We start from the raw sequence: 20,768 nt of genomic DNA, 5'->3' as shown, positions 1-20,768 counted from the left end.
TTAAAACCACATATTGACGATTTCATAAAAAAAGGGTGTTGAAAAATTTCAACACCCTTTTTACTTTTATAAGCTTTATTATCTTTCAGAAACTGACTTAAAAGACCTATAAGTTTCGCCTGTATATATCTGTCTTGGTCTTCCTATTGGTTCTTTACGAAGGCGCATTTCTCTCCATTGCGCAATCCAACCAGGTAATCTTCCCAATGCAAACATAACCGTAAACATTTCAGTAGGAATTCCTAAGGCTCTGTATATAATTCCAGAATAGAAATCCACATTAGGATATAATTTTCTTTTTACAAAATATTCATCTTCTAAAGCTACTTTTGCAAGACCTTTAGCTATATCCAGAACAGGATCTTCCATTCCTAGATCAGCAAGCACCTCTTCTGCTGCAACTTTAATAATTTTTGCTCTTGGATCAAAGTTTTTGTATACTCTATGCCCAAACCCCATTAAGCGGAAAGAATCTTCTTTATCTTTTGCTTTGGCTATATATTTTGCTGTATCACCGCCATCTTCTTTGATTGCTTCTAGCATTTCTATAACTGCTTGATTCGCTCCTCCATGCAAAGGGCCCCACAGTGCCGAAATTCCTGCAGATAAAGAAGCAAACAATCCTGCGTGAGATGATCCTACTATTCTAACAGTAGAAGTAGAACAATTTTGCTCGTGATCTGCGTGTAGAATTAATAGTTTATCTAAAGCATCGTTAACAATCTTATTAGCTTCATATGTTTTATTTGGTCTAGAGAACATCATTTTATGCAAATTCTCAACATACCCTAAAGCATTATCTCCATAATCTAATGGCAGACTTTTTCTTTTTCTCATTGTCCAAGCCGCTAACACGGGAAACTTGGCTAATATTTTGACAATGGCATTATACATTTCCTCCTCGGAATCAACATCTACAGATCCAGGATTAAAAGCGATTAATGCACTTGTTAAAGATGAAAGAACCCCCATAGGGTGAGCACTTTTCGGAAACCCGTCAAGAATTTTCTTCATGTCTTCGTCTACATGAGATTCTTCTTTGATATCTTTATCAAATTTCTCAAGTTGTTCTGATGTAGGTAACTCTCCAAAAATCAATAAGTAAGCTACTTCTAAAAAATCTGCTTTTTCGGCTAGCTCTTCTATAGAATATCCGCGGTATCTTAGAATTCCTTTTTCTCCATCCAGAAAAGTAATCGCACTCTCACAGCTTCCTGTGTTTTTATACCCCGGATCAATTGTAGTTATACCTCCTGTGGCACCTCTAAGAGTTTTGATATCAATTCCTAATTCTTTTTCAGTTCCTTCTATTATTGGGAACTCATATTTGTTACCGTCTATTTCTAAAGTAGCTTTTTTTGACATTGTGATTATTTAGAATTTTGCTGTTATAATAAGGGTTGCTAAATTACAAAATATAGTGTTAATATATTATTAATCATTGCATCTATTTTAGAATAGAAATCTCTCTTTGATGTTATAACAAAAAAAAGAAGATTCATTACGAATCCTCTTTTTAAAATCTATTTTTTTCATAAAAAATCAACTTATAAATTACAAAAATTGATTCATTATTTTAAAAACATTAAATTCTGTCAATAAGAACAGTTCTAATAATAGTTATCCCTACTCCTAAATCTATTTACTTTTTAACTTTGAATGCTTTTTCTTTTGGATAATAAGCTACAACACCTAGTTCTTCCTCTATACGAAGTAATTGATTATACTTCGCCATTCTATCACTACGTGATGCAGAACCTGTTTTAATCTGACCTGTATTTAGAGCCACTGCTAAATCAGCGATAGTGTTATCTTCAGTTTCACCAGATCGATGAGACATTACGGAAGTATATCCAGCATTATGTGCCATATTTACAGCTGCTATTGTCTCTGTAAGCGTCCCTATTTGGTTTACCTTAATTAAAATTGAATTAGCTATACCGTTTTCAATTCCTCTTGATAATCTTTCTACATTTGTCACAAATAAATCATCTCCAACTAGCTGTACTTTATCTCCAACTTTATCAGTTAAATATTTCCAACCATCCCAGTCATTTTCGTCCATACCATCTTCTATTGAAACAATAGGATACTTAGAAGCCAATTCAGCAAGATAATCAGCTTGTTCTTCGCTTGTTCTTATGACACCTGTTTTTCCTTCAAACTTAGTATAATCATACTTACCATCAACGAAAAACTCTGCAGCAGCACAGTCTAAAGCAACCATTACTTCATCTCCAAACTTATATCCAGCTTTTTCTACAGCTAATGCAATTGAGTCTAAAGCATCTTCTGTTCCATCTAACGTAGGTGCAAAACCACCTTCATCACCAACAGCAGTACTTAACCCTCTATCATGAAGCACTTTCTTTAAATTATGGAATATTTCAGTTCCCATTTGCATTGCGTGGGTAAAATCTTTTGCCTTTACCGGCATTACCATAAATTCCTGAAATGCAATTGGCGCATCACTATGAGATCCTCCATTTATAATATTCATCATCGGAACAGGTAAAGTGTTTGCACTTACTCCACCTACATAACGATATAATGGCATATTAAGTTCGTTAGCTGCGGCTTTCGCTGCGGCTAAAGAAACACCTAAAATTGCATTTGCTCCTAATTTTGATTTATTAGGAGTACCATCTAATTCGATCATGGTCTGATCTAATAAATTTTGGTCAAATACAGAATATCCTAATAATTCTTCAGCGATTATGGTATTTACATTTTCTACTGCCTTTTTAACCCCTTTACCCATATAATCACTTCCACCATCTCTTAGTTCTACAGCTTCGTGTTCTCCCGTTGAAGCTCCGGAAGGAACTGCAGCTCTTCCTAAAACACCATTTTCGGTAATCACGTCTACTTCTACTGTAGGGTTACCACGTGAATCTAAAATTTGTCTGGCGTGAATATTTATAATTACACTCATTTCTTGATTTGTTTTTGTTGGATAATTTTAATTCTTCGCAATATACAAAACAGGTAAACTTAAATACCTTAGAAAACCTCTTAATTTATTGCTTAAACCGCAGTAAACACAACAAGTTATCAACTATAACGTTATAGATCAACTTCTTATTAATACACGGTAATTGTAACAAACATAAAAGCTTTAAGCTTCTACCTTTGCTTTTTTAATATTACTAATAAACTGATCGAATAAATAGATTGAATCATTCGGTCCAGGACTAGCCTCCGGATGATATTGTACTGAAAAACAATTTTTGTTCTTCATTTTGATTCCAGCTACCGTATGATCATTTAGATGGACATGAGTTATCTCTACGTCAGAATTACTTTCCGTTTCTTCTCTATTAATAGCAAAACCATGATTCTGAGATGTTATTTCTCCTTTTCCTGTAATTAGGTTTTTTACTGGGTGATTGATACCTCTATGACCGTGATGCATTTTATAGGTACTTATCCCATTAGCTAAAGCAATTACCTGATGACCTAAACAAATACCAAATAATGGCAAATCCCTTTTGATAATTTCTTTAGCCGTTTCAATAGCTTGTGATAATGGCTCCGGATCTCCAGGTCCATTAGAAAGAAAATAACCATCAGGTCCCCATTCACTCATTTTCTCAAAAGTAGTATCATAAGGAAACACTTTAACATACGCATCTCTTTCTGCCAGATTACGAAGTATATTCTTTTTAATCCCAATATCTAATGCAGAAATCTTATAAGTTGCATTAGGATCTCCAAAAAAATAAGGCTCTTTAGTAGAAACCTTGGATGCTAATTCCAACCCTTTCATATCAGGTACTGCTGCCAATTGTTTCTTCAACGAATCAATATCTTCTATTTCTGTAGAGATTAAAGCATTCATTGCTCCGTTATCTCTTATATAACTCACCAAAGCACGCGTATCTACATCTGATACCGCTAATAAGTTATTCTTTTCTAAAAAATCTTGCAATGAACTATCAGCAAGGTCACGAGAGAATTCATAACTAAAATTTTTAACAATCAAACCTGAAATTTTAATCGAATCTGACTCTACTTCTTCGTCATTAGTTCCATAATTCCCAATATGAGCATTCGTAGCCACCATTAACTGCCCGAAATAAGAAGGGTCAGTAAAAATCTCCTGATATCCGGTCATTCCAGTATTAAAACATACTTCACCGAATGCCGTACCTTCTTTTCCAACAGCTTTTCCATAAAAAATAGTTCCGTCTGCTAATAAGACAATTGCTTTTTTTCGAGATTGATATTTCATCTTATATACTTTTTACTATTTAATTTCTTACTAAAGGGTATAACCTTTTTTTTAAAAATATTCAAAAAAAAAGGATAAACGACGAACGTTTATCCTTTATAGTTATGTGTAAATCACATTTCTCATTTATTCTTCTTCAGAACTAGGAGTTTCAACTACTGGTGCAGTTTCAGTTTTCTTAGTTCTACCTCTTCGAGTAGATTTCTTTTTAGCCGGCTTACCTGCATTATAAAGCTCATTGTAATCAACTAACTCTATCATTGCCATATCAGCATTATCTCCAAGACGATTACCAAGTTTAATAATTCTGGTATATCCTCCAGGTCTATCACCAACTTTAGCTGCTACGTCTCTAAACAATTCTGCTACTGCATACTTGTTACGTAATTTACTAAACACAATACGACGATTATGCGTAGTATCTTCTTTAGACTTAGTTACTAATGGCTCTACAAACTGCTTAAGCGCTTTTGCTTTTGCAACTGTAGTGTTTATTCTCTTATGCTCTATAAGAGAACAAGCCATATTAGCTAGCATAGCTTTACGATGCGCTGTTTTTCTACCTAAATGGTTTACTTTTTTTCCGTGTCTCATGACATTAAAAATTTAAGCATCATCTTGCTCAATCTACCTCGTGCAGAGAGCAAAATATGATGTGTTAGTCTTTATCTAATTTATATTTAGAAAGATCCATACCAAAATTAAGACCTTTAACATTAACAAGCTCTTCAAGCTCCGTTAAAGATTTCTTACCAAAGTTACGGAACTTCATCAAGTCGTTTTTATTATAAGATACTAAGTCACCTAATGTATCAACTTCTGCAGCTTTCAAACAGTTAAGAGCTCTTACAGAAAGATCCATATCAATCAGCTTAGTTTTTAACAGCTGTCTCATATGTAATGATTCTTCATCATATGTTTCCGTCTGAGCAATCTCATCAGCTTCTAATGTGATACGCTCATCAGAGAATAACATGAAGTGGTGAATCAATATTTTTGCTGCTTCAGTCAACGCATCTTTTGGATGTATTGATCCATCAGTCACAATTTCGAAAACTAATTTTTCGTAATCTGTCTTTTGCTCTACACGGTAATTCTCAATACTATACTTAACGTTCTTAATCGGAGTATATATTGAATCTGTAAAAATTGTACCTATCGGAGCATTAGCTTTCTTGTTTTCTTCTGCAGGAACATAACCTCTTCCCTTTTCGATAGTAATCTCAAGGTTAAGTGCTACTTTCTTATCCATATTACAGATAACTAAATCCGGATTAAGAACTTGGAAACCTGAAATAAATTTTTGAAAATCTCCAGCAGTCAATTGTTCTTGACCAGAAATTGAAATTGTAACAGATTCGTTATCGATATCCTCAATCTGACGCTTAAAACGTACTTGTTTAAGATTCAATATAATTTCTGTTACATCTTCTACAACCCCGGAAATAGTAGAAAACTCGTGATCTACTCCTTCAATCCTTAATGAAGTTATAGCGAATCCCTCTAAAGAAGATAGCAAAACTCTTCGCAAAGCGTTACCAACTGTCAATCCGTACCCTGGTTCTAATGGTCTAAATTCGAATTTACCATCAAACTCACTAGAGTCGATCATGATAACTTTATCGGGCTTCTGAAAATTTAATATTGCCATATTATTGTTTCTTCTAAGAGTTATTACTTCGAATATAATTCGACGATGAATTGTTCGTTGATGTTTTCCGGAATTTGAATTCTTGCCGGAACAGATACGAAAGTACCTTGTTTTGTGTCATTATTGAAAGTAATCCACTCGTATACTTTGCTATTATTAGCAAGAGAATTCTGGATAACTTCTAATGACTTTGATTTCTCTCTTACCCCTACAACATCGCCAGGCTTCAACTGGTAAGATGGAATATTTACTAATTCTCCATTTACGGTAATATGTCTGTGAGAGACTAACTGTCTAGCACCTCTACGAGAATTTGCCAATCCCATTCTAAAAGCTACATTATCTAAACGAGATTCACATAATTGAAGTAAAACTTCACCTGTAATACCAGTTGATCTTGTTGCTTTCTCAAACATGTTACGGAATTGACGCTCTAATACACCGTATGTATATTTAGCTTTTTGCTTTTCCATTAATTGGATAGCATATTCACTTTTTTTACCTCTACGTCTATTATTACCATGTTGACCTGGAGGGTAATTTCTTTTATCGAAAGACTTATCGTCTCCGAATATCGCTTCACCAAACTTACGAGCGATTTTTGTTTTTGGACCAGTATATCTTGCCATTATATTATTAATTTAATTTTTAGAGGAGGTTATGAATTAAGGTCTCTTTCCTTCGATAATCCTTTATTCCTCTTTTAGACTTACTTTTAATTATTATATATGAAGTATAAAAGATCCCGAAAAATTTCGGGACACAATTATTACACTCTACGTCTTTTTGGAGGACGACATCCGTTATGTGGCATTGGAGTTACATCAATAATTTCTGAAACTTCAATTCCTGAATTATGAAGAGATCTTATTGCAGATTCTCTACCATTTCCAGGTCCTTTAACATAAACCTTTACTTTCTTCAATCCAGCCTCAATTGCTACTTTAGAAGCGTCTTCTGCAGCTAACTGTGCAGCATATGGGGTGTTCTTTTTAGAACCTCTGAATCCCATTTTTCCAGCTGAAGACCAAGAAATAACATCTCCTTTTTTATTTGTTAACGATACAATAATGTTGTTAAAAGAAGCTGTTACATGTGCTTCTCCTACTGACTCAACGATTACTTTACGTTTTTTTGAAGTTGACTTTGCCATATTTTCTAGTTTTTAGTTGTTAGCTTTTAGTTGTTAGAATCCTAAACATTGCTATTTCAAACAGATTCATCTAACTTCTATTTACTAATGACTAATGTCTAATTTTTAATTATTATTTAGTTGCTTTTTTCTTGTTAGCAACCGTTTTTCTTCTTCCTTTACGTGTTCTAGAATTATTCTTAGTACGCTGTCCTCTAAGCGGTAAACCAGCTCTATGACGAATACCTCTGTAACATCCTATATCCATAAGACGCTTAATATTCAATTGTACTTCAGAACGCAATTCTCCTTCTATAGTAAAGGTTCCTACAGCTTCACGTATACGACCTATTTGATCATCATCCCAGTCAGAAACTTTAATACTCTCATCTACTTTGGCAGTAGCTAAAATTTCTTTAGCTCTACTTCTACCAATTCCGAAGATATAGGTTAATGCTATAACTCCTCGCTTTTGTTTAGGTATATCTACCCCTGCAATTCTTGCCATAATTACCCTTGTCTTTGTTTAAATCTAGGATTCTTTTTATTAATTACGTAAAGACGGCCTTTTCTACGTACAATCTTGCACTCGGCACTTCTCTTTTTTATTGATGCTCTAACTTTCATCTCTTTGTGTTTAAATTCTGAAAATACGTATTAAGCATTTCAGAAGGTCTCGTTAACAAGATTTTCAGCCCGCAAAAGTACGTAAAAAATCTTAATTAACTAATATTCTTAAAATTATTAGTATCTGTATGTAATTCGAGCCTTTGATAAATCATAAGGACTCATTTCTAACTTAACCTTATCTCCAGGTAATAATTTTATATAATGCATACGCATTTTACCTGAAATGTGAGCCGTCACCACGTGACCATTTTCTAGCTCTACTCGGAACATTGCATTAGACAATGCTTCGATTATACTTCCATCTTGTTCTATTGCTGGTTGTTTTGCCATTATGCTACTGCTTTACGGTTTTTACCAGTTTTCATTAACCCATCGTAATGTCTATTCAATAAATATGAATTGACTTGTTGCATTGTATCTATAGCTACACCTACCATAATAAGTAATGAAGTTCCACCAAAAAACAATGCCCAACCTTGCTGAACACCTAAAAGCTTTACAGCGATCGCAGGAAAAACAGCTATTAATGCTAAGAATATAGACCCTGGTAATGTTATTTGCGACATTATCTTATCTAGATACTCAGCTGTTTCACTACCTGGTCTAATTCCAGGAATAAAGCCACCGCTTCGCTTTAAATCATCTGCCATTTTATTTGTAGGAACCGTTATAGCAGTATAAAAATAAGTGAATATTATAATCAATAATCCAAATAATAAATTATACCACAGCCCAAAAATATCACTAAAAGCAGCTGCTATTCCTTGAGAAGTTTCAGATTCTGAAAGACCTGCTACCGCAGCCGGAATAAACATAATCGCTTGAGCAAAGATAATTGGCATTACACCAGAAGCATTAAGCTTTAATGGTATGTATTGACGTGATCCGAAAACATTCTTTTCATATCCGCCACTAGCAGTTCTTCTAGCATATTGCACAGGAATCTGACGCACAGCCATTACCAACAGTACGGATGCTAAAATGATTACAAACCATATTACTAATTCAATCAATACCATAATAATATCTCCACCTTCTCCAGAAGTCCTAGAAATAAAATTCTGAACAAATGATTGAGGTAGTGTTGCAATGATACCAACCATAATTAATAATGAAATACCATTACCAATACCTTTATCAGTAATTTTCTCACCTAACCACATAGCAAAAATACACCCTGTAGTTAAGATAATTACCGATGATACAACGAAAACAGTTTGACTGATCTCTGTACTAAAAGCAGCAGGAGGAAGGGTTGCAAATAAATTATAAATATACCCTGGTCCTTGTACTAACGTAATTGCGATAGTCAACCATCTGGTAATCTGATTAATTTTCTTTCTTCCGCTTTCCCCTTCTTTTTGTAATTTTTGAAGATATGGAATAGCTATTCCCATTAATTGCACCACAATGGAAGCAGATATGTAAGGCATAATACCTAACGCGAAAACTGAAGCATTCGCAAATGCTCCTCCTGTAAACGCATTAAGTAATCCTAGTAAACCATCCTGAGTTTGAGTACCCAAATTAGCTAACTCTGCCGCATCTACTCCTGGTAGTACAACTTGTGCTCCAAATCGATATACTAAAAGCAACCCTAGTGTAACTAAGATTCTATTCTTTAGTTCTTCGATTTTCCAAATGTTTTTTATTGTATCAATAAATTTCATGAAATGTCTTTTATAAGGTTACTGCTTCACCACCTGCCGCTTCAATAGCAGCCTTAGCAGTGGCTGTAAATTTATGAGCTGAGACTTTTAATTTAGCCTTCAATTCACCTCTACCCAGTATCTTAACTAAATCATTTTTTCCTGCGAGACGTGTATCTAATAACACGTCAAAATCAACGGTATCAGTTATTTTACCAGCATCAACTAATTTCTGTAAGGTATCTAAATTAATCCCTTGATATTCTTTTCTATTGATATTTGTGAAACCAAACTTAGGCACACGTCTTTGAAGAGGCATTTGACCACCTTCAAAACCAATTTTCCTAGAATATCCAGAACGTGATTTTGCTCCTTTATGACCACGAGCAGCAGTTCCACCTTTTCCAGAACCTTGACCACGACCTAATCGCTTACTGTTATTTTTTACTGAACCTGCAGCAGGTTTTAAGTTACTTAAATCCATGTGCTTATATTATTTTGTTTCTACGGAAACTAAATGTTTAACTTTATTTACCATCCCAAGGATATTAGGAGTGTCATCATGCTCTACAACCTGACCGATCTTTTTAAGCCCTAAAGCCTCTAAAGTTCTTTTTTGTCTTTGTGTTCGGTTAATAGCGCTTTTTACTTTCTTAACTCTAATCTTTGCCATCGTTCCTAATATTTATCCTTTAAACACTTTCTCTAGTGAAACACCTCTTTGTTTTGCTACTTGCGCTGCACTTCGCATCTGCAATAAAGCATCAAAAGTTGCTTTCACCACATTGTGTGGGTTAGACGATCCTTGATTTTTAGATAGTACATCGTGTACACCAACAGATTCTAATACTGCACGGATTGCTCCACCAGCAATAACTCCTGTACCAGTTGCAGCAGGCATTAATAATACCCTTGCTCCACCATACTTACCTTTTTGTTCGTGAGGTAAAGTTCCTTTAGTTAATGGTATACGAACTAAATTTTTCTTAGCATCTTCTACTGCCTTTGCAATAGCTTCGGCAACTTCTTTAGACTTACCTAAACCGTGACCTACAACACCATTTTCATCTCCTACAACTACGATAGCAGAAAATCCGAATGCTCTACCACCTTTAGTTACTTTAGTAACACGTTGTACTCCAACTAAACGGTCTTTTAATTCAAGTCCACTTGGTTTTACTAATTCTGCGTTTTTATATTTTTGATACATAATTTCTTAGAATTTAAGTCCTGCTTCTCTAGCTCCTTCAGCTAATGATTTTACTCTACCATGATATAAATACCCTCCTCTATCGAAGGACACAGTATCCACACCTGCCTTTTTAGCTTTTTCAGCAAGAGCCTTACCTACTAAGCTTGCTTTTTCTGCTTTATTTCCTGATGCAGCAGCAATGTCTTTATCTCTTGAAGAAGCTGAACCAATAGTTTTACCGGTTACATCATCTATGATTTGTGCATAGATCTCTTTATTACTTCTAAAAACAGATAATCTAGGACGTTGTTCTGTTCCGCTTACTTTACCGCGGATTCGCTTTCTGATTTTTAATCTTCTTAAATCTTTTGAGAATGCCATAACTTCGTTATTATGCAGATTTACCTGCTTTTCTTCTTAATTGTTCTCCTACAAATTTAACTCCTTTACCTTTATATGGTTCTGGCTTACGGAAACCTCTAATTTTAGCTGCTACCTGTCCCACTAATTGTTTATCGTGAGAAGTTAATTTTACGATCGGGTTTTTACCTTTTTCAGATATAGTTTCTATTTTCACCTCTGGAGCAACATCTAAAACGATGTTGTGAGAGAAACCTAAAGCCAAATCTAATTTTTGTCCTTGATTAGAAGCTCTATAACCTACTCCAACCAATTCTAATTCTTTAGTAAAACCTTCAGAAACACCTTGAACCATATTATTAATCAAAGCTCTATATAAACCGTGCTTTGCTTTATGATCTTTAGTCTCAGTAGGTCTTTCTAGAACAACCTTACCTTCTTCTACTTTCACATTGATAGCATCTATCTCTTGTGTAAGCTCTCCTAATTTTCCTTTAACAGTAACAACATTACCTGTCACTTCTACAGTGACACCAGACGGAATAGTTACTGGATTTTTTCCTATTCTTGACATTTCTTTTGTCTTTTATACTGTTAATATACGTAACAAAGTACTTCTCCACCTACATTCTCCTGCTTAGCCTGTTTACCAGTCATCACACCGTGAGAAGTAGAAACAATCGCTATACCTAATCCGTTAAGAATTCTCGGTATTTCGCTTGACCCTGCATACTTACGTAAACCAGGCTTACTGATTCTTTGTAATTCTTTTATTACAGGTTCTTTGGTCAATTTGTTGTATTTAAGAGCTATCTTAATACTACCTTGTGTTGTATTTTCTTCAAATTTATAACTTAAAATATATCCTTGATCGAATAATATTTTAGTGATCTCTTTCTTAACCTTTGATGCAGGAATCTCAACAACTCTATGTTGAGCACTATTTGCATTACGTATTCTGGTTAAATAATCTGCTATAGGATCTGTATTCATTGTATATAATTTATGATCTTGGTTTTCTACTAGTTCAGCAGAACCTTAGACCAATTAATTTTTTGTTATTACCAACTAGCTTTAGTTACTCCTGGAATTAATCCTTGATTAGCCATCTCTCTAAATGTAACACGAGATATCCCAAACTGACGCATATATCCTTTTGGTCTTCCTGTTAATTTACAACGATTGTGCATACGGATTGGAGATGCATTTTTAGGCAGTTTCTGTAATGCTTCATAATCTCCAGCTTCTTTTAAAGCTTTACGTTTTTCAGCATATTTAGCAACTGTTTTTGCTCTCTTCACCTCACGGGCTTTCATTGATTCTTTAGCCATAATTAATTCTTTTTAAAAGGTAACCCTAGTTCTGTTAACAATGATTTTGCTTCTTTGTCTGTATTTGCCGAAGTTTCAAAAGTGATATTCATTCCTGAAATTTTATTCACTTTATCAATATCAATCTCCGGGAAAATGATCTGCTCAGTAATTCCTAATGAATAATTTCCTCTACCATCAAAACCGGTAGCATTAATTCCATTAAAATCTCTTACACGAGGTAAAGCCGAAGTAATCAAGCGATCTAAAAATTCATACATTCTTTCTCCTCTTAACGTAACTTTTGCACCAATTGGCATTCCTTTACGTAATTTGAAAGTCGCAACATCTTTTTTAGAAATTGTAGCTACAGCTTTTTGACCTGTAATCATTGTTAATTCATCTACTGCGTAGTCGATCAACTTCTTATCTGCTACAGCGGCACCAACACCTCTACTTAAAACAATCTTTTTAAGTTTTGGCACTTCCATTACGTTACCATAGCTGAATTCTTCTGTAAGAGCCGACATTACTCTGTCGTTATACTCTTGTTTTAGTCTTGGGATATAAGCCATAACTATATTACTTCATTAGATTTCTTAGAAAATCTTACTTTCTTATCTCCTTCTACTCTATATCCAACTCTGGTTGCATCACCATTAGATGTTAACAACGTTAAATTAGAAATATGAATAGCTGCTTCTTGCTTCACTATACCACCTTGTGGATTAGCAGCACTAGGCTTTTGGTGTTTCGAAACTAAGTTCACACCTTCTACAATTGCCTTGTTCTTATCTTTCAATACTTTCTGTACAGTTCCCTGTTGACCTTTATTGTCTCCAGCGATAACTTTTACTGTATCTCCCGATTTAATTTTTAGCTTTGTCATCTTTGCTATACTATTAAAGCACTTCTGGCGCTAGTGAAACAATCTTCATGAACTGTTTATCACGAAGTTCTCTTGCAACAGGACCAAAAACACGAGTTCCTCTCATTTCTCCAGCTGGGTTCAAAAGAACACAAGCATTATCGTCGAAACGAATATAAGAACCATCCGGTCTGCGCACTTCTTTTTTGGTACGAACTACAACTGCAGTAGAAACGGCTCCTTTTTTAATGTTTCCATTAGGAGTTGCTTCTTTTACGCTGACAACGATCTTGTCTCCTACAGAGGCGTATCTTCTTTTTGTACCACCTAAAACACGGATAACTAAAACTTCTTTACCACCTGTGTTATCTGCTACTTTTAATCTAGACTCTTGTTGTACCATAATTACTTCGCTCTTTCAATTACTTCTACTAATCTCCAGCATTTGGTTCTACTCATAGGCCTTGTTTCCATGATCTTTACAGTATCACCAATATTGCAGTCATTTTTCTCGTCGTGTGCAACGTATTTTTTCGTTTTTAACACGAACTTTCCGTACATCGGGTGTTTTACTTTTTTTACTTCGGCAACAACGATTGATTTTTGCATCTTGTTACTAGTAACTACACCTATACGCTCTTTTCTTAAGTTTCTTTTTTCCATCTTTCAGCAGAATTAACCGTTTAATTCTCTTTTAGTTAACTCAGTAGCCATTCTTGCAATAGATCTTCTCACTTTACGTAATTGTAAAGGATTCTCTAATGGAGACATAGCGTGAGCCATTTTTAAATCTGAATACTCTTTACGAGATTTACCAAGTTCTTCTTGCAATTCAGCTGTAGACGATTCTTTTACTTGTGATTGTTTCATAGTCTCTTTTGAATTTTAACCTTGATAGGTTCTTGACACAATAAACTTAGTTTTTACTGGTAGCTTCTGAGCAGCTAAGCGCAATGCTTCTTTTGCTACATCATATGGCACACCACTGATCTCAAATAAGATTCTTCCTGGTTTTACAACTGCCGCCCAATATTCCACAGCTCCTTTTCCTTTACCCATACGTACTTCAAGAGGTTTCTTAGTTATTGGCTTGTCCGGGAAAATTTTAATCCACAGAGAACCTTCTCTTTTCATATAACGTGTAGCAGAAATACGTGCTGCTTCTATTTGTCTAGCAGTAACAAAACTTGAATCTAATGATTTAATTCCGAAGGTTCCGTTAGAAAGTGTATGTCCTCTTTGAGAAAGACCTTTCATACGTCCTTTTTGTTGTTTACGGAATTTTGTTCTTTTAGGCTGTAACATTGTTAATTTACTTTAAAAAATTACTTTCTACGACGTGATTTATTATTTCCACCTCGTCCGGATCCTCTATCGCCCCCTTTTCCTTGCTTCTTAGAAAGACCAACTAAAGGAGAAAGCTCTCTCTTACCATATACTTCGCCTTTCATAATCCATACTTTAACACCTAATCTACCATAAGTAGTATGTGCCTCAACCAAAGCATAATCTATGTCAGCTCTAAATGTTGATAAAGGAATACGACCATCTTTATATGACTCTGAACGTGCCATCTCAGCACCATTCAAACGTCCTGAAATCTGGATTTTGATACCTTCCGCATTCATTCTCATTGCAGCCGCAATAGCCATCTTGATTGCACGACGATAAGAGATACGACTCTCTATTTGTCTTGCAACACTAGATCCAACTAAAAATGCATCAAGTTCTGGTCTTTTGATTTCAAAAATATTGATCTGAACTTCTTTATCAGTAATTTTCTTAAGCTCTTCTTTTAGCTTGTCTACCTCTTGACCACCTTTTCCGATAATAATACCAGGTCTAGCAGTAGTGATAGTAACGGTTACAAGCTTAAGCGTACGCTCAATAATTACTCTAGATACACTAGCTTTAGATAAACGTGCGTGTACGTACTTTCTAATCTTATCGTCTTCGGCAAGTTTATCACCGTAGTCATTACCTCCGTACCAGTTGGATTCCCATCCTCTAATGATACCAAGGCGATTTCCGATTGGATTTGTCTTCTGTCCCATACTATTTATATTAGCTTTGTGTATTATTTTTTGCTGCAACCACGATTGTTACGTGATTAGAGCGTTTTCTTATTCTGTGTGCACGACCTTGTGGAGCTGGACGTAGTCTTTTCAACATACTACCTCCATCTACACGGATCTCTTTTACAAAAAGATCTGCATCTTCGATGCTAGCGTCTTCATTTTTCGCCTGCCAGTTTGCTATTGCAGAAAGCAATAACTTTTCTAAACGACGTGATGCTTCTTTAGGGTTAAATCTAAGAATATGAAGTGCTCTTTCAACTTTTTCACCACGAACCAAATCCGCTACTAAGCGCATCTTGCGAGGTGAAGTAGGACAGTTATTAAGCTTAGCAAAAGCGATTTGCTTTTTCTCTTCCTTAATTCTTTCTGCCATTTCTCTTTTACGAACTCCCATAGCTTAAATTATTTTTTACCTTTATTTTTAGCACCAGCGTGCCCTCTAAAAGAACGTGTTGGCGAAAACTCTCCTAATTTATGACCTACCATGTTCTCCGTAATATATACAGGAACAAATTGGCGACCATTATGCACTGCAATTGTCTGACCAACAAAATCAGGTGATATCATTGATGCTCTTGACCAAGTTTTTATCACAGTCTTTTTATTAGCCTCTACATTCGCAGCTACTTTCTTCTCTAATTTATAGTGAATGTAAGGTCCTTTTTTTAATGAACGTGCCATATCTTATTATTTCTTTCTACGTTCTACAATATACTTATTACTCGCTTTCGTCTTAGAACGGGTTCTATATCCTTTTGCAGGAAGACCTTTTCTAGAACGTGGATGACCACCTGAAGATTTACCTTCACCACCACCCATTGGGTGATCGACTGGGTTCATAACCACTGGACGTGTACGTGGACGACGACCTAACCAACGACTTCTACCTGCTTTACCACCAACTAATAATTGGTGATCACTATTAGAAACCGCACCTATAGTCGCCATACAACTCATTAACACCAATCTTACTTCTCCTGAAGGTAATTTTACCGTAGCAAATTTACCATCACGTGCCATAAGCTGAGCAAACGATCCTGCACTACGAGCCATAACAGCACCTTGACCAGGACGTAATTCTATACATGAAATGATTGTACCTAAAGGGATATCACTAAGTGGCATCGCATTTCCTATTTCCGGAGCAACATTACTTCCAGAAACAATGTTCTGACCAACTTGTAGACCATTTTGAGCTATAACATAACGCTTTTCACCATCTTGATAGTTTAAAAGTGCTATAAAAGCAGTTCTGTTTGGATCGTATTCTATTGTCGCAACGGTAGCAGGAATCCCTTGCTTATCACGTTTAAAATCAATAATACGATACCTTTTTTTATGACCACCACCTTTGTAGCGCATGGTCATTTTTCCTTGATTGTTTCTACCTCCAGATCTTTTTTTCGGAGCTAATAAACTCTTCTCCGGCTTATCAGTAGTAAGGGCATCATACCCATTAACTACTCTAAAACGCTGACCTGGGGTAATTGGTTTCAATTTTCTTACTGACATTTTTTAGTCTTAAAGATTACTATATAAATCAATTACATCACCTTCCGCCACCTGTACAATAGCTTTTTTAACAGCTTTTGTTTTACCAGTGACCATTCCCGTTTTTGTATAACGAGTTTTACGGTCTGGACGGACATTAATCGTACGAACCTTAGTAACAGATACTCCATAAGCAGACTCTACTGCTTTCTTGATCTCTACCTTATTCGCTTTTTTATCAACTACAAAACCGTAGCGGTTAAACACCTCACTATCAGCAGTAGCCTTTTCCGTAATAATAGGTTTTATTAAGATACTCATGGCTTCTATTTACTTAAATTCGTTTCAATTCCTTTCAAAGAACCTTCTAAAAGCACAACATTCTTAGCATTAAGTATTTTGTAAGTACTTAATTCTGAGGAAGTTATAACTTCAGAGCTTTTTAAATTGCGTGACGACAAATATACATTTTTATTTGACTCCCCCAACACAAATAAAGATTTTTTACCTTCAAGCCCTAAAGACTTTAAAACAGCAGTAAAATTCTTAGTTTTAATTGTGTCAAAAGCGAAGTCTTCTACAACTGTAATTGCCTTGTCATTTGCTTTAATACTTAGCGCAGATTTACGTGCTAATCTTTTTAAATTTTTATTCAATTTAAAAGAATAATTACGCGGTCTTGGACCAAAAATTCTACCTCCACCTTTGAAGATAGGAGATTTTATACTACCTGCTCTGGCTGTACCAGTTCCTTTTTGTTTCTTTATCTTTCTTGTACTTCCTACAATCTCAGCACGCTCCTTAGCTTTGTGAGTTCCTTGACGTTGATTTGCCAAATACTGCTTCACATCTAAGTAGACAGCATGATCGTTTGGTTCTATACCGAAAACAGCGTCAGAAAGGTCTACCTTTCTTCCTGTTTCTTTTCCGTTAATATCAATTACTGCTACCTTCATTACTTCTGAATAGTTACATAAGCGTTTTTATGACCAGGAACACATCCTTTCACAACAAGTAAGTTCTTTTCAGCAACTACTTTTAACACTCTTAAGTTTTGAATTTTTACTTGATCTCCACCCATTCTTCCAGCCATTCGCATTCCTTTGAACACTCTAGCAGGATATGATGCTGCACCTATCGAACCTGGAGCTCTTAAACGGTTGTGCTGACCGTGAGTCGCTTGTCCAACACCACCAAAGCCGTGTCTTTTAACAACTCCCTGAAAACCTTTTCCTTTAGAAGTTGCTGAAACATCAACAAACTCTCCTTCAGCAAAATGCTCAACAGTTACTGTATCTCCTAACTTGTACTCCTCATCAAAACCTTGAAATTCGACAACTTTACGTTTAGCAACAGTTCCTGCTTTCTTAAAGTGACCTAAAGCCGCTTTAGTAGCATTTTTGTCTGCTTTGTCATCGAAACCTAGCTGAATAGCTTCATAACCATCAACTTCCTCAGTTCTGACTTGGGTAACCACACATGGTCCAGCTTCTATTACCGTACATGGAATATTCTTTCCATTTTCGTCGAAGATGCTAGTCATGCCGATCTTTTTTCCTATTAACCCAGACATATTTATTAATTATTAATTAGTATTCTACTTATTATTTTGCAAAAAAACAGGGTCAAAATACTTCAACCCTGAATGTATTTTTTTGCCGTTTTTCCCTTGCACGCAGCTTGGGACATTTATCGTAAGATTTTCTTACTTAGAAAGTTTTATCAAACCTTGATTTCAACTTCTACTCCACTTGGTAATTCCAGCTTCATCAACGCATCAATTGTTTTTGAAGAAGAGCTATAAATATCCAAAAGTCTTTTATAAGAACTTAATTGAAACTGCTCTCTAGATTTTTTATTAACGTGCGGAGAACGTAATACTGTGAAAATCTTTTTATGTGTTGGCAATGGAATTGGGCCTGTAACCACAGCTCCAGTACTCTTAACGGTCTTAACAATCTTCTCTGCAGATTTATCTACTAAGTTGTGATCGTAAGATTTTAGTTTTATTCTAATTTTTTGACTCATTTCTGTAAAATTAAGCGTTAACTCCTTTTGCTGCTGCAATTACTTCTTCTGAAATATTAGAAGGAGTTTCAGCATAGTGAGAAAATTCCATAGTAGATGTTGCTCTACCAGATGACAATGTTCTTAATGTCGTAACATATCCGAACATCTCTGAAAGTGGCACAGTAGCTTTTACAGTTTTTGCACCAGCTCTATCACCCATATCACTTACTTGTCCTCTACGTCTATTAAGATCACCCACGATATCACCCATATTTTCTTCTGGAGTAATAACTTCTAATTTCATAATAGGCTCCATAATAACCGCTTTCGCAGCTTTTGCAGAGTTCTTAAACCCTAACTTAGCAGCCAATTCGAATGATAACTGATCAGAATCCACATCGTGATAAGAACCATCTTTTAACGTCACTTTCATAGCATCCACTTCATAACCTGCTAAAGGACCATTAACCATTGCCATTTTGAATCCTTTTTCAATTGAAGGTATAAATTCTTTAGGAACATTACCACCTTTAATTGTAGACTCAAATTGCAGACCTACTTGACCTTCTTCTGCAGGCTCGATAGTAAATACAATATCAGCAAATTTACCACGACCACCAGATTGCTTTTTATATACCTCTCTGTGATCCGCGGCCTGAGTAATAGCTTCTTTGTACTCTACTTGTGGCTGACCTTGGTTAACCTCTACTTTAAACTCACGCTTCAAACGATCCACAATGATATCCAAGTGAAGTTCTCCCATTCCAGAAATAATAGTCTGTCCTGAAGCTTCATCTGTTCTCACTGTAAAAGTTGGATCTTCTTCAGCTAATTTTGCTAAAGACATACCTAACTTATCAACATCTGCCTTCGTTTTAGGCTCTACAGCTATACCAATTACCGGATCCGGGAAATCCATTGATTCCAGTACAATAGGATTTTTCTCATCAGACATAGTATCACCAGTCTTGATATCCTTAAAACCTACTGCTGCTCCAATATCTCCAGCTTCTATATACTCAATCGCATTTTGCTTATTAGAGTGCATTTGATAAATACGTGAAATACGCTCCTTCTTCCCAGAACGGTTATTCAATATATAAGAACCTGCATCTAAACGACCCGAATACGCACGGAAGAATGCTAAACGCCCTACAAAAGGATCCGTAGCAATCTTAAATGCCAAAGCAGCAAATGGCTCCTTTACATCAGGTTTACGCATTTCTTCTTGATCTGTATTAGGATTAATCCCTACAATACCTTCTTTATCCGTTGGAGAAGGCAAGTAACGACATACTGCATCTAAAAGGAATTGTACTCCCTTATTTTTAAATGCAGATCCACAAATCATAGGAATGATAGACATATCCATTACAGCAGCTCTTAATGCAGCATGCACTTCGTCTTCTGTAATAGAATCTTCATCTTCCATAAATTTCTCAAGAAGATTCTCATCATAAGCAGCAACTTCTTCAATAAGCTTACCTCTTAATTCAGCTGCTTCTTCTTTTAATTCTTCAGGAATATCAATAATATCAAATGTAGAACCTTGTGTTTCATCGTGCCAAACAATTGCACGGTTTTTCACTAAATCTACAATTCCTTTAAAATCTGCTTCGTCACCAATATTCATTACGATTGGAACTGCATTAGAACCTAGCATATCCTTAACCTGCTGACATACAGCCATAAAGTTAGATCCTTGACGGTCCATTTTGTTTACAAATCCAATTCGTGGCACTTTATAATTATCAGCAAGTCTCCAGTTAGTTTCTGATTGTGGCTCAACACCATCAACAGCACTAAACAAGAATACCAACCCATCAAGTACACGTAAAGAACGGTTTACTTCTACCGTAAAATCAACGTGACCCGGAGTATCAATAATATTAAAATGATATCCTTTAGTATCTGCTATTGCCTGACCATTCTCTGTTGGGAATTTCCACTCACAAGTTGTTGCAGCAGAAGTAATAGTAATACCTCTTTCCTGCTCTTGCTCCATCCAGTCCATTGTAGCAGCACCATCGTGCACCTCACCAATCTTGTGACTAACTCCCGTATAGTATAAAATACGCTCAGTTGTCGTAGTTTTTCCTGCGTCAATATGCGCAGCAATACCTATATTTCTTGTATATTTTAAATCTCTAGCCATTTCTGTTC

General features: G+C 35.6%; 33 protein-coding genes. All 33 read right to left on the bottom strand.

The features are described from left to right. Positions 1 to 78 precede the first annotated feature (78 nt). The 33 genes from Q0829_RS12450 to fusA all read right to left on the bottom strand — a co-directional run bounded on the left by Q0829_RS12450 (position 79) and on the right by fusA (position 20,760). Positions 79 to 1,365, bottom strand: coding sequence for a citrate synthase (locus tag Q0829_RS12450; protein ID WP_298543208.1), 1,287 nt, complete (start codon positions 1,363 to 1,365; stop codon positions 79 to 81). A gap of 277 nt (positions 1,366 to 1,642) precedes the next feature. Beyond that, positions 1,643 to 2,935, bottom strand: a complete 1,293-nt coding sequence (gene eno / locus Q0829_RS12445) for a phosphopyruvate hydratase (RefSeq protein ID WP_298318619.1) — start codon at positions 2,933 to 2,935, stop codon at positions 1,643 to 1,645. Positions 2,936 to 3,118: 183 nt separating this feature from the next. Next, positions 3,119 to 4,234, bottom strand: coding sequence for a glutamine-hydrolyzing carbamoyl-phosphate synthase small subunit (carA, locus tag Q0829_RS12440; RefSeq protein WP_298543202.1), 1,116 nt, complete (start codon positions 4,232 to 4,234; stop codon positions 3,119 to 3,121). 126 nt (positions 4,235 to 4,360) lie between these two features. Next, on the bottom strand, positions 4,361 to 4,828 hold the full coding sequence (gene rplQ, locus Q0829_RS12435; RefSeq protein ID WP_091411313.1) for a 50S ribosomal protein L17: 468 nt from the start codon (positions 4,826 to 4,828) through the stop codon (positions 4,361 to 4,363). A gap of 64 nt (positions 4,829 to 4,892) precedes the next feature. Then, positions 4,893 to 5,885: a DNA-directed RNA polymerase subunit alpha gene (locus Q0829_RS12430; protein ID WP_027392530.1), complete on the bottom strand. Its 993-nt coding sequence runs from the start codon at positions 5,883 to 5,885 to the stop codon at positions 4,893 to 4,895. Positions 5,886 to 5,908: 23 nt separating this feature from the next. Continuing rightward, positions 5,909 to 6,514: a 30S ribosomal protein S4 gene (rpsD, locus tag Q0829_RS12425; RefSeq protein ID WP_298543197.1), complete on the bottom strand. Its 606-nt coding sequence runs from the start codon at positions 6,512 to 6,514 to the stop codon at positions 5,909 to 5,911. A gap of 140 nt (positions 6,515 to 6,654) precedes the next feature. Continuing rightward, a complete protein-coding gene (rpsK, locus tag Q0829_RS12420) occupies positions 6,655 to 7,038 on the bottom strand; it encodes a 30S ribosomal protein S11 (protein WP_091411316.1) in 384 nt (127 codons plus the stop codon). A 112-nt stretch (positions 7,039 to 7,150) separates the two neighbouring features. Next, complete coding sequence (gene rpsM, locus Q0829_RS12415) at positions 7,151 to 7,525, bottom strand: 30S ribosomal protein S13 (protein WP_298543194.1); 375 nt, start codon at positions 7,523 to 7,525, stop codon at positions 7,151 to 7,153. A gap of 2 nt (positions 7,526 to 7,527) precedes the next feature. Next, positions 7,528 to 7,644, bottom strand: coding sequence for a type B 50S ribosomal protein L36 (gene ykgO / locus Q0829_RS12410; RefSeq protein ID WP_013621733.1), 117 nt, complete (start codon positions 7,642 to 7,644; stop codon positions 7,528 to 7,530). A gap of 117 nt (positions 7,645 to 7,761) precedes the next feature. Continuing rightward, entirely contained in the window at positions 7,762 to 7,977 is a 216-nt protein-coding gene (gene infA, locus Q0829_RS12405; protein ID WP_010181908.1) for a translation initiation factor IF-1, read from the bottom strand. Beyond that, positions 7,977 to 9,317, bottom strand: coding sequence for a preprotein translocase subunit SecY (gene secY, locus Q0829_RS12400; protein ID WP_027392534.1), 1,341 nt, complete (start codon positions 9,315 to 9,317; stop codon positions 7,977 to 7,979). Before secY ends, infA begins: the two co-directional genes overlap by 1 nt. Positions 9,318 to 9,327: 10 nt before the next feature. After that, positions 9,328 to 9,780 (bottom strand): 50S ribosomal protein L15, encoded by a 453-nt coding sequence (gene rplO / locus Q0829_RS12395; protein WP_118461094.1) that lies wholly within the window; start codon positions 9,778 to 9,780, stop codon positions 9,328 to 9,330. 9 nt (positions 9,781 to 9,789) lie between these two features. Then, a complete protein-coding gene (gene rpmD / locus Q0829_RS12390) occupies positions 9,790 to 9,969 on the bottom strand; it encodes a 50S ribosomal protein L30 (protein WP_149624746.1) in 180 nt (59 codons plus the stop codon). 12 nt (positions 9,970 to 9,981) lie between these two features. Beyond that, positions 9,982 to 10,506: a 30S ribosomal protein S5 gene (gene rpsE / locus Q0829_RS12385; protein WP_298543188.1), complete on the bottom strand. Its 525-nt coding sequence runs from the start codon at positions 10,504 to 10,506 to the stop codon at positions 9,982 to 9,984. 6 nt (positions 10,507 to 10,512) lie between these two features. Next, on the bottom strand, positions 10,513 to 10,869 hold the full coding sequence (gene rplR, locus Q0829_RS12380; protein ID WP_298543185.1) for a 50S ribosomal protein L18: 357 nt from the start codon (positions 10,867 to 10,869) through the stop codon (positions 10,513 to 10,515). A gap of 10 nt (positions 10,870 to 10,879) precedes the next feature. Beyond that, the gene (gene rplF, locus Q0829_RS12375) at positions 10,880 to 11,422 is read right to left on the bottom strand and encodes a 50S ribosomal protein L6 (RefSeq protein WP_298543180.1); all 543 of its coding nucleotides are present in this window, start codon (positions 11,420 to 11,422) and stop codon (positions 10,880 to 10,882) included. Between the two features lie 20 nt (positions 11,423 to 11,442). Next, positions 11,443 to 11,841 carry a 30S ribosomal protein S8 gene (gene rpsH, locus Q0829_RS12370; RefSeq protein ID WP_298543177.1) on the bottom strand — a complete coding sequence of 133 codons (399 nt, stop codon included), beginning with the start codon at positions 11,839 to 11,841 and terminating at the stop codon, positions 11,443 to 11,445. A 68-nt stretch (positions 11,842 to 11,909) separates the two neighbouring features. Beyond that, entirely contained in the window at positions 11,910 to 12,179 is a 270-nt protein-coding gene (gene rpsN, locus Q0829_RS12365) for a 30S ribosomal protein S14 (protein ID WP_010181917.1), read from the bottom strand. Between the two features lie 2 nt (positions 12,180 to 12,181). Further along, positions 12,182 to 12,733, bottom strand: a complete 552-nt coding sequence (gene rplE, locus Q0829_RS12360) for a 50S ribosomal protein L5 (RefSeq protein WP_118461082.1) — start codon at positions 12,731 to 12,733, stop codon at positions 12,182 to 12,184. 2 nt (positions 12,734 to 12,735) lie between these two features. Further along, positions 12,736 to 13,047, bottom strand: a complete 312-nt coding sequence (gene rplX / locus Q0829_RS12355) for a 50S ribosomal protein L24 (RefSeq protein ID WP_118387124.1) — start codon at positions 13,045 to 13,047, stop codon at positions 12,736 to 12,738. Between the two features lie 13 nt (positions 13,048 to 13,060). Continuing rightward, the gene (gene rplN / locus Q0829_RS12350) at positions 13,061 to 13,429 is read right to left on the bottom strand and encodes a 50S ribosomal protein L14 (protein ID WP_027392543.1); all 369 of its coding nucleotides are present in this window, start codon (positions 13,427 to 13,429) and stop codon (positions 13,061 to 13,063) included. A 2-nt stretch (positions 13,430 to 13,431) separates the two neighbouring features. Next, positions 13,432 to 13,689: a 30S ribosomal protein S17 gene (gene rpsQ / locus Q0829_RS12345; protein WP_027392544.1), complete on the bottom strand. Its 258-nt coding sequence runs from the start codon at positions 13,687 to 13,689 to the stop codon at positions 13,432 to 13,434. A gap of 12 nt (positions 13,690 to 13,701) precedes the next feature. Further along, entirely contained in the window at positions 13,702 to 13,896 is a 195-nt protein-coding gene (gene rpmC, locus Q0829_RS12340) for a 50S ribosomal protein L29 (protein ID WP_027392545.1), read from the bottom strand. A 15-nt stretch (positions 13,897 to 13,911) separates the two neighbouring features. Beyond that, complete coding sequence (gene rplP, locus Q0829_RS12335; RefSeq protein ID WP_027392546.1) at positions 13,912 to 14,331, bottom strand: 50S ribosomal protein L16; 420 nt, start codon at positions 14,329 to 14,331, stop codon at positions 13,912 to 13,914. 20 nt (positions 14,332 to 14,351) lie between these two features. Next, on the bottom strand, positions 14,352 to 15,080 hold the full coding sequence (gene rpsC, locus Q0829_RS12330) for a 30S ribosomal protein S3 (protein ID WP_219009326.1): 729 nt from the start codon (positions 15,078 to 15,080) through the stop codon (positions 14,352 to 14,354). Between the two features lie 10 nt (positions 15,081 to 15,090). Further along, positions 15,091 to 15,498 carry a 50S ribosomal protein L22 gene (gene rplV / locus Q0829_RS12325; RefSeq protein WP_118461079.1) on the bottom strand — a complete coding sequence of 136 codons (408 nt, stop codon included), beginning with the start codon at positions 15,496 to 15,498 and terminating at the stop codon, positions 15,091 to 15,093. A gap of 8 nt (positions 15,499 to 15,506) precedes the next feature. After that, the gene (gene rpsS / locus Q0829_RS12320) at positions 15,507 to 15,785 is read right to left on the bottom strand and encodes a 30S ribosomal protein S19 (protein ID WP_027392549.1); all 279 of its coding nucleotides are present in this window, start codon (positions 15,783 to 15,785) and stop codon (positions 15,507 to 15,509) included. A gap of 6 nt (positions 15,786 to 15,791) precedes the next feature. Then, positions 15,792 to 16,616, bottom strand: a complete 825-nt coding sequence (gene rplB, locus Q0829_RS12315; RefSeq protein ID WP_118461077.1) for a 50S ribosomal protein L2 — start codon at positions 16,614 to 16,616, stop codon at positions 15,792 to 15,794. Positions 16,617 to 16,625: 9 nt separating this feature from the next. Then, on the bottom strand, positions 16,626 to 16,916 hold the full coding sequence (rplW, locus tag Q0829_RS12310) for a 50S ribosomal protein L23 (protein ID WP_298543163.1): 291 nt from the start codon (positions 16,914 to 16,916) through the stop codon (positions 16,626 to 16,628). A gap of 5 nt (positions 16,917 to 16,921) precedes the next feature. Then, a complete protein-coding gene (gene rplD, locus Q0829_RS12305) occupies positions 16,922 to 17,551 on the bottom strand; it encodes a 50S ribosomal protein L4 (RefSeq protein WP_298543160.1) in 630 nt (209 codons plus the stop codon). Next, entirely contained in the window at positions 17,551 to 18,168 is a 618-nt protein-coding gene (gene rplC / locus Q0829_RS12300) for a 50S ribosomal protein L3 (protein WP_298543158.1), read from the bottom strand. The genes rplD and rplC overlap by 1 nt, the downstream gene beginning before the upstream one ends. A gap of 149 nt (positions 18,169 to 18,317) precedes the next feature. Beyond that, on the bottom strand, positions 18,318 to 18,623 hold the full coding sequence (gene rpsJ / locus Q0829_RS12295) for a 30S ribosomal protein S10 (protein WP_010181931.1): 306 nt from the start codon (positions 18,621 to 18,623) through the stop codon (positions 18,318 to 18,320). A 10-nt stretch (positions 18,624 to 18,633) separates the two neighbouring features. Next, positions 18,634 to 20,760, bottom strand: a complete 2,127-nt coding sequence (fusA, locus tag Q0829_RS12290) for an elongation factor G (RefSeq protein WP_298543156.1) — start codon at positions 20,758 to 20,760, stop codon at positions 18,634 to 18,636. Between the last annotated feature and the right edge of the window lie 8 nt (positions 20,761 to 20,768).

The organism is uncultured Aquimarina sp., assembly GCF_947492405.1.
In the GTDB taxonomy this organism is placed as follows: domain Bacteria; phylum Bacteroidota; class Bacteroidia; order Flavobacteriales; family Flavobacteriaceae; genus Aquimarina.
This window is presented reverse-complemented; position numbering and strand designations above follow the sequence as displayed.